Genomic DNA, 12924 nt, shown 5'->3' with positions numbered 1-12924 from the left:
GCTACTTATATGGGCGAATTATCGCCGTTAATTTGTCCCGGTTCAAGCGAACCGGGACAGCCTTACTCGTCTTCCAGGTATGTGTATCCGTAAAGACCTGCCTCGAACTCTTCGAGGAACTGCTGTTGCAGCGCATCATCCAGATCGGTCTGTTTGACCTGGTCACGGAAGTGCGTCAGCAAAGTATTTGGATCCAACTGCACGTACTGCAGCATGTCCGCCACGGTATCCCCTTCGTCAGACAGCTCAACTTCCACGCTGCCGTCCGGGAATACAAACACGTCAACCGCTTCGGTATCACCGAACAGGTTGTGCATGTTGCCGAGGATTTCCTGATACGCACCCACCATAAAGAAACCCAGCATCGGCGGGTTCTCTGGATCGTACTCCGGCATCGGCATGGTGGTGGCAATACCATCCCCATCGATGTAGTGGTCGATAGCACCGTCAGAGTCACAGGTGATATCCAGCAGTACCGCACGACGCTCAGGCACTTGATCCAGCCCTTCCAGCGGCAAAACCGGGAACAGTTGATCGATGCCCCACGCATCCGGCATTGACTGGAACAGTGAGAAGTTGACGTACACTTTGTCCGCCATACGCTCTTGCAGTTCATCAATGATTGGACGGTGCGCACGGTTTTGCGGATCTAACTGTTTTTGCACCTCGTGGCACATGCTTAAATACAGTTGCTCCGCCCAGGCGCGCTCCTGCAAGCTGAACGTACCGGATGAATAGCCAACATGAATGTCATGCAGATCCATCTGGCTGTCGTGCAACCATTCACGCAGCGAACGACGGGTACCTGGTTCGTGCATTTCCTGCCAGGTTTCCCACATACTCTGCAACGCACGTGGAGCATCTTCAACCGGTGCGGTCGGCTCGGTATATTCGTTACGCTCCACACCAATAATGTTAGACACCAGTACGGTATGATGCGCGGTTACCGCACGGCCAGACTCGGTGATCACCGTCGGGTGCGGCAATCCGTTTTCTTCACAGGCGTCGCCAATCGCCCAGATGATATTGTTGGCGTACTCGTTCAACCCATAGTTGACCGAGCAGTCAGACTGCGAGCGCGTACCTTCATAATCCACGCCCAGACCGCCGCCCACATCGAAGCACTGAATATCAACACCCAGTTTGTGCAGTTCAACGTAGAAACGTGCAGATTCACGTACGCCGGTCGCGATATCGCGAATGTTCGCCATCTGCGAACCGAGGTGGAAGTGCAGTAACTGCAGGCTATCCAGACGCCCTGCTTCACGCAGCGTTTCAACCAGTTGCAGAACCTGCGTTGCCGCCAGACCGAACTTGGATTTTTCGCCGCCGGAGGACTGCCATTTGCCAGAACCTTGTGATGCCAGACGCGCACGCACGCCCAGACGCGGGATCACATTCAGGCGCTCAGCTTCATCCAGCACGATAGCGATTTCAGACATCTTCTCGATGACCAGATAGACCTTGTGGCCCATCTTCTCGCCAATCAGTGCCAGACGGATGTATTCACGGTCTTTGTAGCCGTTACAGACGATAACGCTACGAGTCATACCCGCATGGGCCAGAACAGCCATCAGTTCGGCTTTCGAACCCGCTTCCAGCCCCAGTGGCTCACCGGAATGGATCAGCGATTCAATCACGCGGCGGTGTTGGTTGACCTTGATCGGGTAAACAAGGAAGTAGTCGCCTTTATAGCCGTAAGATTCCCGCGCGCGTTTAAACGCGGCGTTAATTGAACGCAGACGATGTTGCAGGATCTGCGGGAAGCAGAACAATGCAGGCAGGCGCTGGCCTTGCGCTTCACGGGCTTTCACCAGTTTAGCGAGATCGACGCGCGCTTCCGGTACGTCAGGGTCCGGGCACACGCTAATGTGTCCTAACTCATTGACGTCATAGTAGTTATTACCCCACCAGGCAATATTGTAAGTACGCAGCATCTTGCTGGCTTCCTGGGAACTCATTGCAACCTCCTGCATGGAGCGTAGTACACCCTGTCCGCCTGCTGACGAAGGCGAACCCATAGAAATGTCGTCAGACATAGCGAACCTCAGATTTTATTAACAAGTGTAAAACAGTTGACTACTATCGCAATCCGAAGACGCGATAACAACCCATAAACAGGCAGATTTTCCAGCAGATAGTGCTGACGCTCCGACTGTGCGACCGGTTTCTTTTTCATTTCATTGTAAACACGTAACCGAACTTAAAGATGACGGTTCGGCGAAACCACGAGAAAACTCTTGTTTTAACAAGAGCGCCCTTGTTCAGTCCTTAGTTGCCGTTACCGGCTCTGGAGTCCTGAGAAGCGCCGAGATGGGTATAACATCGGCAGGTATGCAAGATGCAGATTGCGGGGGACATATGTACACCAGAACGGTGTGACAGATTCAGCAGAATACAACGGTTCATTATCTCGTATCACCTCCATGGTCGCTCCATAAAGAACGAACCCACAAGCCAAAGCTAAAGTTTTAACCCGGCTGGAAGTGGCAACACGATGAAAACGTCGTGTGCTTTTTGTCTACCCTAAATAATTCGAGTTGCAGGAAGCCAATGCATATGCAACTTGAACTATGACGGATATTTGAGCCGCGCGCCGCGTTTTATACCGACAACAGTGCGAAAAAGCAAAAGATAAATGCACGCATTGCCAGCACCGTCAGGAAAAATTTCCAGTTACATTTTCAGTGCAATACGACTTTACTCAAAAAAAGCTGGAAATCGTGCGGAGAAGTAACCTAAAATAGACGTCCAGAAGTTAATCCATCTATACCGATTAACACTCAGACTGCCAGTGTCAGTAATATGCAGACTCATGGTAGAATCTTCTACACATGACTATTCCACGCAACAGTTTGAGCTAACCAAATTCTCCTTAGGTGAAATTAAATATGGCAAAACACCTTTTTACGTCCGAGTCCGTATCAGAAGGGCATCCTGACAAAATCGCTGACCAAATTTCTGATGCTGTTCTGGATGCAATCCTCGAACAGGATCCGAAAGCACGCGTTGCCTGCGAAACCTACGTCAAAACCGGCATGGTTTTAGTTGGCGGTGAGATCACTACCAGCGCATGGGTAGATATCGAAGAGATCACCCGTAACACCGTTCGCGAAATTGGCTACGTGCATTCCGACATGGGCTTTGATGCTAACTCTTGCGCTGTCCTGAGTGCTATCGGTAAACAGTCCCCGGATATCAATCAGGGTGTTGATCGTGCCGATCCGCTGGAGCAAGGCGCGGGTGACCAGGGTCTGATGTTTGGTTATGCAACCAATGAAACCGACGTGCTGATGCCAGCTCCCATCACCTATGCTCACCGTCTGGTTCAGCGTCAGGCTGAAGTACGTAAAAACGGCACGTTATCCTGGCTGCGCCCGGATGCAAAAAGCCAGGTCACTTTCCAGTATGACGATGGCAAAATTGTCGGTATTGATGCAGTAGTTCTGTCTACTCAGCACTCAGAAGACATCGATCAAAAATCACTGCAAGAAGCGGTGATGGAAGAGATCATCAAGCCAGTACTGCCGACCGAGTGGCTGACTGCTTCGACCAAATTCTTCATCAACCCAACCGGTCGTTTTGTTATCGGCGGCCCGATGGGCGACTGCGGTCTGACAGGTCGTAAAATCATCGTTGATACCTACGGCGGCATGGCTCGTCACGGCGGCGGTGCATTCTCTGGTAAAGATCCTTCTAAAGTTGACCGTTCCGCAGCCTACGCTGCCCGCTATGTAGCGAAAAACATCGTTGCCGCAGGTCTGGCTGACCGTTGTGAGATTCAGGTTTCCTACGCTATCGGCGTAGCTGAACCAACCTCTATCATGGTGGAAACTTTCGGTACTGAAAAAGTACCTTCTGAACAGTTGACCCTGCTGGTTCGTGAGTTCTTCGACCTGCGTCCGTACGGCCTGATTCAGATGCTGGATCTGCTGCACCCGATCTACAAAGAAACCGCCGCTTACGGTCACTTTGGTCGCGAACATTTCCCATGGGAAAAAACTGACAAAGCGCAACTGCTGCGTGATGCTGCCGGTCTGAAGTAATTCACCGCCAACAGACAGCAAATTAGGACCAGCCTGAAGGCTGGTCTTTTTTTTGCCTTCGCCTCGCCCACAACTCAGCCCACTGGCAATGCGTTTTACACGTGACTTTCACTACAAATGAAAGCGATTACATTCAGTTAATATCAACCCACACTGAATTCACATTGCCTTATTTCTATAGTTTCAATACTGTTACATATTTTTTCAGCATCGTCTTAATTCCAGGCAATCACTCACCAAACACCATTATTAAAAATCTTTATTTTCAATAGGATAATACATAATCAATATGAATGTTAGTGTAAGCGATTACACTAATGTGATGAAAATCGCATTTTTTCACTCCGTACTCACCTACCCTTAACATCAACAAAACTAGCTACCCAACCGGAGGGCATCATGCCTGACAATAAAAAACAGGGGCGTTCCAACAAAGCCATGACATTTTTTGTCTGCTTTCTTGCAGCCCTGGCAGGATTACTTTTTGGCCTGGATATCGGTGTTATTGCCGGTGCTTTACCTTTCATTACCGACGAGTTTCAAATTTCCGCACACACTCAGGAATGGGTGGTGAGTTCCATGATGTTTGGTGCAGCCGTAGGGGCTGTCGGCAGTGGCTGGCTCTCCTTCAAGCTGGGACGTAAAAAAAGCCTGATGATCGGCGCCATCCTGTTTGTCGCAGGGTCGCTGTTCTCCGCAGCCGCACCGAATGTTGAAGTGCTGCTCCTCTCCCGCGTACTGCTGGGCCTGGCGGTTGGCGTCGCGTCCTACACCGCACCGTTGTACCTGTCCGAAATTGCGCCGGAAAAGATCCGTGGCAGCATGATCTCCATGTATCAGTTGATGATCACCATCGGGATCCTCGGCGCCTATCTGTCCGATACCGCATTTAGCTATAGCGGTGCATGGCGCTGGATGCTGGGCGTAATTATCATCCCTGCTCTGCTGCTACTGGTTGGCGTGTTCTTCCTGCCGGACAGTCCACGCTGGTTCGCCGCCAAACGTCGCTTTGTTGATGCCGAACGGGTGCTGTTGCGCCTGCGAGATACCAGCGCAGAAGCCAAGCGCGAGCTGGATGAAATTCGTGAAAGCCTGCAGGTGAAACAGAGTGGCTGGGCTCTGTTTAAAGAGAACAGCAACTTCCGTCGCGCGGTATTCCTCGGCGTGCTGTTACAGGTGATGCAGCAATTCACCGGGATGAACGTCATCATGTACTACGCGCCAAAAATCTTTGAACTGGCGGGTTACACCAACACCACTGAGCAGATGTGGGGCACCGTTATCGTTGGCCTGACCAACGTACTGGCTACCTTTATTGCCATTGGCCTGGTTGATCGCTGGGGCCGTAAACCAACGTTGATCCTCGGCTTTATCGTCATGGCCGTTGGTATGGACGTGCTGGGTACCATGATGCATGTGGGTATTCATTCTGCTGCTGCCCAGTACTTCGCAGTGTTGATGTTGCTAATGTTTATCGTTGGCTTCGCAATGAGTGCCGGTCCGCTGATTTGGGTACTGTGTTCTGAAATTCAGCCGCTGAAAGGCCGCGATTTCGGGATTACCTGTTCTACTGCAACCAACTGGATTGCCAACATGATTGTCGGCGCAACCTTCCTGACGATGCTGAACTCGCTGGGAAGCGCCAATACCTTCTGGGTCTACGGTGGTCTGAACGTCCTGTTCATCTTCCTGACCTTGTGGCTGATTCCGGAAACCAAAAACGTTTCTCTGGAACACATTGAACGTAACCTGATGAAAGGCCGTAAACTGCGCGAAATCGGCGCACACGACTAATCATCTGAGGCTTCCTCCCCCACCGGGGGAAGCCTCCCTCTTGCAGTCCTTTTCCTGTCCCATTATCCTCTGGCGTTATGAAAACCTCCCGTCTACCCATCGCGATCCAGCAAGCCGTAATGCGCAGCCTGCGGGAAAAACTCGCCCAGGCAAACCAAAAGCTGGAACGTAATTACCCGGAACCAAAGCTGGTTTATCAACAACGTGGCACCGCAGCGGGTACGGCGTGGCTGCAAAACTATGAAATCCGCCTCAACCCGGTACTGTTGATGGAAAACGTCGAGGCGTTCGTTGAAGAGGTCGTTCCTCATGAACTGGCGCATTTGCTGGTCTGGAAATACTTTGGCCGCGTACCGCCACACGGTAAAGAGTGGAAATGGATGATGGAGAATGTGCTGGGCGTACCGGCCAGACGCACGCATCAGTTCGAACTTCAGTCAGTACGACGCAATACTTATACCTACCACTGTAAGTGCCAGGAGCACCAGCTCACTGTCCGTCGCCACAATCGCGTTGTTCGTGGTGAAGCGACTTATCGCTGCGTCCACTGCGGTGAACCGTTGGTTGCCGAATAATCCTGCGAATTATCAGGAACTTTTCTGATCCTGCTGATTGCATACAGGAACAACTTTCGCTACGTTGCGCGCTCGATTTGACACGGAGTTCGTGATGTACCGTAATCTCTCTTTTGCCGTGGCGTTGCTGGCCACAGCGCTATCTGGTCCGGTTTTAGCCGAAGGCATTAACAGTTTTTCACAAGCGAAAACGGCAGGAGTAAAAGTTAACGCCGATGCGCCTGGCGATTTCTACTGCGGATGTAAAATTAACTGGCAGGGAAAAAAAGGGGTCGTTGACCTGGCCTCCTGCGGCTATAAAGTGCGAAAAAATGAAAATCGTGCCAGCCGTATTGAATGGGAACATGTCGTGCCAGCCTGGCAATTTGGTCATCAACGCCAGTGCTGGCAAGACGGCGGACGTAAAAACTGTGCCAAAGATCCGGTCTATCGCAAAATGGAAAGCGATATGCATAACCTGCAACCGGCGGTGGGTGAAGTGAATGGCGATCGAGCTAACTTCATGTACAGCCAGTGGAACGGCGGTGAAGGTCAGTACGGACAGTGCGCCATGAAGGTCGACTTTAAAGAAAAAGTGGCCGAGCCGCCTGCACGCGCTCGTGGTGCCATTGCTCGTACCTATTTTTATATGCGCGACCAGTACAATCTGACGCTTTCCCGCCAGCAAACCCAGCTTTTTAATGCCTGGAATAAGCAATATCCGGTGACGGACTGGGAGTGTGAACGCGACGAACGCATCGCTAAGGTACAGGGTAACCATAACCCATACGTGCAACGCGCTTGCCAGGCGCAAAAGAGCTAACCTACACTAGCGTCAATATTTTTAACCCATGCCCTGACCTTTAAGTTGCTCAGGGCCATGACGCGGATGGTTAACTATGCGCATTCCTCGCATTTATCACCCTGAACCACTCTCTTCCGGCAGCCAAATTTCATTGTGTGAAGATGCCGCCAACCATATCGGCCGCGTGCTGCGTATGGGCGCAGGCCAGGCGCTACAACTGTTTGACGGTAGCAATCAAGTATTTGACGCCGAAATCACCCATGCCAGCAAGAAAAGTGTGGATGTGAAAGTACTTAGCGCTGAGCACGACGATCGTGAATCACCGCTGCATATCCATCTTGGACAAGTTATGTCTCGCGGCGAAAAGATGGAATTTACTATCCAGAAATCGATTGAACTGGGTGTAAGCCTCATTACGCCACTTTTTTCTGAGCGCTGCGGCGTTAAACTGGATAGTGAACGCCTGAACAAGAAGCTCCAGCAGTGGCAGAAAATAGCTATTGCTGCCTGTGAACAGTGCGGTCGTAACCGGGTACCTGAAATTCGCCCGGCGATGGATTTGGAAGCCTGGTGCGCCGAACAGGATGAGGGATTGAAGCTAAACCTTCATCCTCGCGCCAGCGCGAGCATCAACACTCTGCCGCTACCCGTAGAGCGCATCCGGTTGCTGATTGGCCCGGAAGGTGGGTTGTCGGCAGATGAAATTGCCATGACCGCACGTTATCAGTTTACTGATATCCTGTTAGGACCTCGCGTTCTGCGTACTGAGACAACTGCGCTCACCGCCATTACCGCGCTACAGGTGCGTTTTGGTGATCTGGGCTAAGACCGCCCTATTAGGCGTAATTGTCGCAGCTAGTTTGAACATGGACAGCGCACAGCGCACAGCGCACAGCAACCGGAGCGTACACGCAGTACGTGAGGATTGCGAGCACTGCCCAGGTTTAAACTGGCAAGAAAAATAGCCTAAGAGGTTGGGCTTTTAACGGAGAAGAACAATGATCAAGCTCGGCATCGTGATGGATCCCATCGCAAGCATCAACATCAAGAAAGATTCCAGCTTCGCTATGCTGCTGGAAGCACAACGCCGTGGTTACGAACTTCACTATATGGAGATGGCCGATCTTTATCTGATTAACGGTGAAGCCCGCGCCCGTACGCGTACCCTGAGCGTAGAGCAGAACTACGACAAATGGTATGAGTTCAACAGCGAGCAGGATCTGCCGCTGGCAGACCTGGACGTCATTCTGATGCGCAAGGATCCGCCGTTTGATACCGAGTTTATCTACGCGACCTATATTCTGGAACGCGCAGAAGAGAAAGGGACACTGATCGTTAACAAACCGCAGAGTCTGCGCGATTGTAATGAAAAGCTGTTCACCGCCTGGTTTGCCGACCTGACGCCGGAAACGTTGGTCACACGCAACAAAGCACAACTGAAAGCCTTCTGGCAGAAACACAGCGATATCATTCTTAAACCGCTGGACGGCATGGGCGGCGCGTCTATCTTCCGCGTGAAGGAAGGCGATCCGAACCTGGGCGTAATTGCTGAAACGCTGACCGAGCACGGCACCCGCTACTGTATGGCACAGAACTACCTGCCGGCGATTAAAGACGGTGACAAACGCGTGCTGGTGGTTGATGGCGAACCCGTTCCGTATTGCCTCGCACGTATTCCACAAGGTGGAGAAACCCGAGGCAATCTGGCCGCCGGTGGTCGTGGCGAACCTCGTCCGTTAACCGACAGCGACTGGGAAATTGCGCGTCGCATTGGTCCCACCCTGAAAGCCAAAGGCTTGATTTTTGTGGGTCTGGATATCATTGGCGATCGCCTGACGGAAATTAACGTCACCAGCCCGACCTGTATTCGTGAGATTGAAGCAGAATTCCCGGTATCCATTACCGGTATGTTGATGGATGCTATCGAGGCACGTCTGCAGAAATAAAGCGTTTAATGCCGGATGACGACGCTAAAGCGTCTTATCCGGCCTACGTTTTTCGCCTCCTACAAACCGGAAAAGCGCTACTTTCCGGCAAAAGACGCCTTACATGAGTGACAATTAAGGGCTTTCCCCACATACTGCACACTGTTGCTTTTTTGAACCAGGAAACAGAACCTCTGACAATGAATTTACAGCATCACTTTCTTATTGCCATGCCTGCTCTCCAGGATCCGATTTTCCGCCGTTCCGTGGTGTACATTTGTGAGCATAATGAAAACGGCGCGATGGGGATTATTATCAATAAACCCCTGGAAAATTTACAGATTGATGGGATACTGGAAAAACTGAAAATTACACCAGAGGCGCGTGACCCGGCTATTCGTCTGGATAAAGCCGTGATGCTTGGCGGCCCACTGGCAGAAGATCGTGGGTTTATTCTGCATACCCCGCCTTCGCGCTTCGCATCCAGTATTCTTATTTCAGATAACACCATCATCACGACTTCCCGCGATGTATTAGAAACCTTAGGTACACAGGAACAACCCTCCGAAGTACTGGTCGCGCTAGGTTATTCGTCCTGGGAAAAAGGTCAGCTGGAGCAAGAATTGCTGGATAACGCCTGGCTCACAGCCCCCGCCGATCTCAACATTTTATTTAAAACACCGATTGCTGATCGCTGGCGCGATGCAGCGAAACTTATCGGGATAGATATTCTGACCATGCCTGGCGTGGCAGGGCATGCATAATGAGCGAAACATTACTCTCCTTTGATTTTGGTACCAAAAGTATTGGCGTGGCTATTGGTCAGCGCATTACCGGTACAGCCAGACCGCTGCCCGCCATCAAAGCACAGGATGGCACGCCGGACTGGAGTTTGATTGAGCGCCTGCTTAAAGAGTGGCAGCCGGATGAGGTCATTGTCGGCCTGCCGCTGAATATGGATGGCACTGAGCAACCCCTTACCGCACGCGCACGCAAGTTCGCCAACCGAATTCACGGTCGTTTTGGCGTAACTGTGACACTTCACGATGAACGCCTCAGCACAGTGGAGGCGCGCTCCGGTCTGTTTGAGCAGGGTGGATACCGTGCGTTGAATAAAGGCAAAGTGGACTCCGCCTCTGCCGTCGTTATTCTCGAAAGTTATTTCGAGCAGGGTTACTAAAAGGTCATCGTTTCATTTTGCTCCAGCATAAACCCTCAGCCCATTACAGCCTGCCCTGCGCCTGACGCTGCTGCAGGCTCTGAGCGAAAGTCTGCATACCTGCCAGTTGCCCGGTTTGTATAACACCGGGGAGCTGGTGGTTTTTCCCCTCGCGGATCAGATTGCCGACAGCCGGAGTATTTACCAGCAACTCAAATAACGCCACTCGCCCTCCCTGCTTATCTTCTTCCAGCTTTTGCGAGAGCACCGCCCGTAAGCTACCCGCCAGTTGATTACGAACCGGATCTTTCTCCTGCGCGGGAAAAGTATCCACCAGCCGCTCCACCGCCTGCGCCGCACCACGCGTATGTAGCGTTGCCAGCACCAGATGCCCGGTTTCTGCGGCGGTTAACGCCAGACGGATGGTTTCGCTGTCGCGTAGTTCTCCCAATAAAATAACGTCGGGATCTTCACGCAACGCAGCTCTTAATCCTGCGGCAAAAGAGCTGCAATGCGCCCCCATCTCGCGCTGTTGGATCAAACAGCGCTTGCTGGTATAGCGATATTCAATAGGATCCTCCAGCGTCAGAATATGTCCTTCAACGTTCAGATTAAGGTACTCCACCATCGCCGCCAGTGTTGTAGACTTCCCGCTCCCCGTGGCTCCCGTCACCAAAATCAGCCCATTTTCACTATGTAGCAGTTCAGATATAAGGTCAGGTGTCTGCAATGCCTCCAGGTTCGGACGGGCGGCCGGCAGCACCCACAGAGCCAGCGAAGTCCTTTGTGGGGGGGAAAATGCCCGGGCGCGCAGACGACGAGGGCCCGCCAGCGAAATGGAAAAATCAATCTGCCCATTTCCCCGCCACTGTACCTGTTGTTGATCGCTGAGCCAGCCCATCAGCAGTTGTTCCACATCTGGCGCAGTAAACGGCGCAATTTCTATCCTCCCCCGTATGCGCCAGCGCGCAGGCCATGCATTGCACAGGTGTAGATCCGACACGTTATGCTTTACACTAAGGGCCACTATTTCTTCCATATTCATATGAACATCCTCGGAAAATGAACGATATCGCGCATAACCTGGCACATGTCCGGGACAAAATCTTAGCCGCCGCGACGCGTTGCGGGCGGTCTTCAGAAGAAGTTACGTTGCTTGCAGTAAGTAAAACCAAACCTGCGAGCGCCATCGAAGAAGCCATTGCCGCAGGGCAGCGTGCCTTTGGCGAAAACTATGTTCAGGAAGGTGTGGACAAGATCCGCTACTTCAAAGAAAGCGGCGTAGAGGGTCTGCAATGGCACTTTATCGGCCCGTTGCAGTCCAACAAAAGTCGTCTGGTGGCTGAGCATTTTGACTGGTGCCATACGATAGATCGTCTGCGTATCGCTACCCGTCTAAGTGAACAGCGCCCGACAGACTTACCACCGCTGAATGTTCTGATTCAGATTAATATCAGCGATGAGAACAGTAAGTCAGGCATTCAACTTGCTGAACTTGATACCCTGGCCGCTGAGATCGCCGCACTGCCACGCATTACCCTGCGTGGTCTGATGGCGATCCCGGCGCCAGAGTCAGATTATGTAAGGCAGTTTGAAGTTGCACAGCAAATGGCTGTAGCATTTGCCGGGCTGAAAACGCGCTACCCAAATATCGACACGCTCTCACTGGGAATGTCTGATGATATGGATGCTGCCATCGCGGCGGGTAGCACGATGGTACGCATTGGCACTGCTATTTTTGGTGCTCGTGATTACACAAAAAATTAAGGAAAACTAAGGAACACCATGAATACGTTGACCTTCCTGCTCTCAACGGTAATTGAGCTGTATACCATGGCGCTGCTATTGCGCGTATGGATGCAGTGGTCCCGCTGTGATTTTTACAACCCGTTCTCGCAGTTCATTGTGAAAATCACGCAGCCCATTATTGGGCCGTTACGCCGTATTATCCCTCCGATGGGACCAATCGACAGCGCCTCGTTAGTAATCGCGTTCATTCTCAGTTTTATCAAGGCAATAGTGCTATTCAAAGTGGTCACATTCCAGCCGATTATCTGGATCGCCGCCGTACTTATTGTTCTGAAAACCATTGGGCTGCTGATTTTCTGGGTGCTGTTGGTCATGGCCATCATGAGCTGGGTCAGCCAGGGTCGTAGCCCCGTGGAGTACGTGCTGATTCAACTGGCGGACCCACTGTTGCGTCCTATCCGTCGCATACTGCCAGGCATGGGCGGAATCGACTTTTCCCCGATGATCCTGGTACTGCTGCTCTATGTCATCAACATGGGAATTGCAGAGGTATTACAGGCGACAGGTAATATGCTGCTGCCGGGGCTGTGGATGGCGTTATGAGTGCCGTAACACCCTGCGATGACGGTCTGGTTTTACGGCTCTATATTCAGCCTAAAGCCAGCCGGGACAGTATTGTGGGTTTACATGGCGACGAAGTAAAAGTCGCCATTACCGCCCCGCCGGTCGATGGCCAGGCAAACAGTCATCTGGTTAAATTTCTCGGTAAACAATTCCGCGTGGCGAAAAGCCAGGTTGTTATTGAGAAGGGCGAGCTTGGCCGTCACAAACAGGTTAAAATCATTCATCCGCAACAAATCCCGCCAGAAATTGCGGCACTAACTGATTAGGT

At 51.8% G+C, this 12924-nt stretch carries 15 protein-coding genes; 11 read left to right on the top strand and 4 right to left on the bottom strand.

Features of this window, described 5'->3' with window-relative positions; genetic code table 11:
* Positions 1 to 62 precede the first annotated feature (62 nt).
* From speA to LG384_RS23320, 3 genes are all read right to left on the bottom strand, one after another.
* Positions 63 to 2039, bottom strand: coding sequence for a biosynthetic arginine decarboxylase (gene speA / locus LG384_RS21240; RefSeq protein ID WP_071829027.1), 1977 nt, complete (start codon positions 2037 to 2039; stop codon positions 63 to 65).
* 8 nt (positions 2040 to 2047) lie between these two features.
* Positions 2048 to 2179, bottom strand: a complete 132-nt coding sequence (gene yqgB, locus LG384_RS21235; protein WP_071829029.1) for an acid stress response protein YqgB — start codon at positions 2177 to 2179, stop codon at positions 2048 to 2050.
* Positions 2180 to 2271: 92 nt separating this feature from the next.
* Complete coding sequence (locus LG384_RS23320) at positions 2272 to 2409, bottom strand: hypothetical protein (RefSeq protein WP_269429419.1); 138 nt, start codon at positions 2407 to 2409, stop codon at positions 2272 to 2274.
* A 482-nt stretch (positions 2410 to 2891) separates the two neighbouring features.
* Between LG384_RS23320 and metK the strand changes: the two genes are divergently transcribed.
* From metK to ruvX, 8 genes are all read left to right on the top strand, one after another.
* Complete coding sequence (gene metK / locus LG384_RS21225) at positions 2892 to 4046, top strand: methionine adenosyltransferase (protein WP_020996311.1); 1155 nt, start codon at positions 2892 to 2894, stop codon at positions 4044 to 4046.
* A gap of 399 nt (positions 4047 to 4445) precedes the next feature.
* Positions 4446 to 5840: a galactose/proton symporter gene (galP, locus tag LG384_RS21220; RefSeq protein WP_225761467.1), complete on the top strand. Its 1395-nt coding sequence runs from the start codon at positions 4446 to 4448 to the stop codon at positions 5838 to 5840.
* Between the two features lie 77 nt (positions 5841 to 5917).
* Entirely contained in the window at positions 5918 to 6415 is a 498-nt protein-coding gene (locus tag LG384_RS21215; protein WP_045447367.1) for a SprT family zinc-dependent metalloprotease, read from the top strand.
* A 94-nt stretch (positions 6416 to 6509) separates the two neighbouring features.
* On the top strand, positions 6510 to 7217 hold the full coding sequence (endA, locus tag LG384_RS21210) for a deoxyribonuclease I (protein ID WP_225761466.1): 708 nt from the start codon (positions 6510 to 6512) through the stop codon (positions 7215 to 7217).
* A gap of 76 nt (positions 7218 to 7293) precedes the next feature.
* Positions 7294 to 8025 carry a 16S rRNA (uracil(1498)-N(3))-methyltransferase gene (rsmE, locus tag LG384_RS21205; RefSeq protein ID WP_045447373.1) on the top strand — a complete coding sequence of 244 codons (732 nt, stop codon included), beginning with the start codon at positions 7294 to 7296 and terminating at the stop codon, positions 8023 to 8025.
* Between the two features lie 172 nt (positions 8026 to 8197).
* A complete protein-coding gene (gene gshB / locus LG384_RS21200) occupies positions 8198 to 9145 on the top strand; it encodes a glutathione synthase (protein ID WP_045447375.1) in 948 nt (315 codons plus the stop codon).
* 179 nt (positions 9146 to 9324) lie between these two features.
* Positions 9325 to 9888: a YqgE/AlgH family protein gene (locus tag LG384_RS21195; RefSeq protein ID WP_225761465.1), complete on the top strand. Its 564-nt coding sequence runs from the start codon at positions 9325 to 9327 to the stop codon at positions 9886 to 9888.
* Entirely contained in the window at positions 9888 to 10304 is a 417-nt protein-coding gene (ruvX, locus tag LG384_RS21190; RefSeq protein WP_045447381.1) for a Holliday junction resolvase RuvX, read from the top strand. Before LG384_RS21195 ends, ruvX begins: the two co-directional genes overlap by 1 nt.
* Positions 10305 to 10347: 43 nt before the next feature.
* Here the strand turns inward: ruvX and LG384_RS21185 are convergent, their stop codons facing one another.
* Entirely contained in the window at positions 10348 to 11328 is a 981-nt protein-coding gene (locus tag LG384_RS21185) for a type IV pilus twitching motility protein PilT (protein ID WP_225761464.1), read from the bottom strand.
* A 17-nt stretch (positions 11329 to 11345) separates the two neighbouring features.
* On the opposite strand from LG384_RS21185, the gene LG384_RS21180 reads away from it, so the two are divergent.
* Genes LG384_RS21180 through yggU form a run of 3 tightly spaced genes read left to right on the top strand, consistent with a single transcriptional unit; the run spans position 11346 to position 12922 of the window.
* Entirely contained in the window at positions 11346 to 12050 is a 705-nt protein-coding gene (locus tag LG384_RS21180) for a YggS family pyridoxal phosphate-dependent enzyme (protein WP_045447388.1), read from the top strand.
* Between the two features lie 18 nt (positions 12051 to 12068).
* Positions 12069 to 12635, top strand: coding sequence for a YggT family protein (locus LG384_RS21175; protein WP_225761463.1), 567 nt, complete (start codon positions 12069 to 12071; stop codon positions 12633 to 12635).
* Complete coding sequence (gene yggU / locus LG384_RS21170) at positions 12632 to 12922, top strand: DUF167 family protein YggU (RefSeq protein WP_003027101.1); 291 nt, start codon at positions 12632 to 12634, stop codon at positions 12920 to 12922. Before LG384_RS21175 ends, yggU begins: the two co-directional genes overlap by 4 nt.
* The last annotated feature ends 2 nt before the right edge of the window (positions 12923 to 12924 follow it).

Origin of the sequence: Citrobacter sp. Marseille-Q3906 (genome assembly GCF_916618775.1) — a bacterium.
Lineage (GTDB): Bacteria > Pseudomonadota > Gammaproteobacteria > Enterobacterales > Enterobacteriaceae > Citrobacter > Citrobacter murliniae.
Note: the sequence above shows the minus strand (reverse complement) of the source record. Positions and strands in the feature narration are given on the sequence as shown.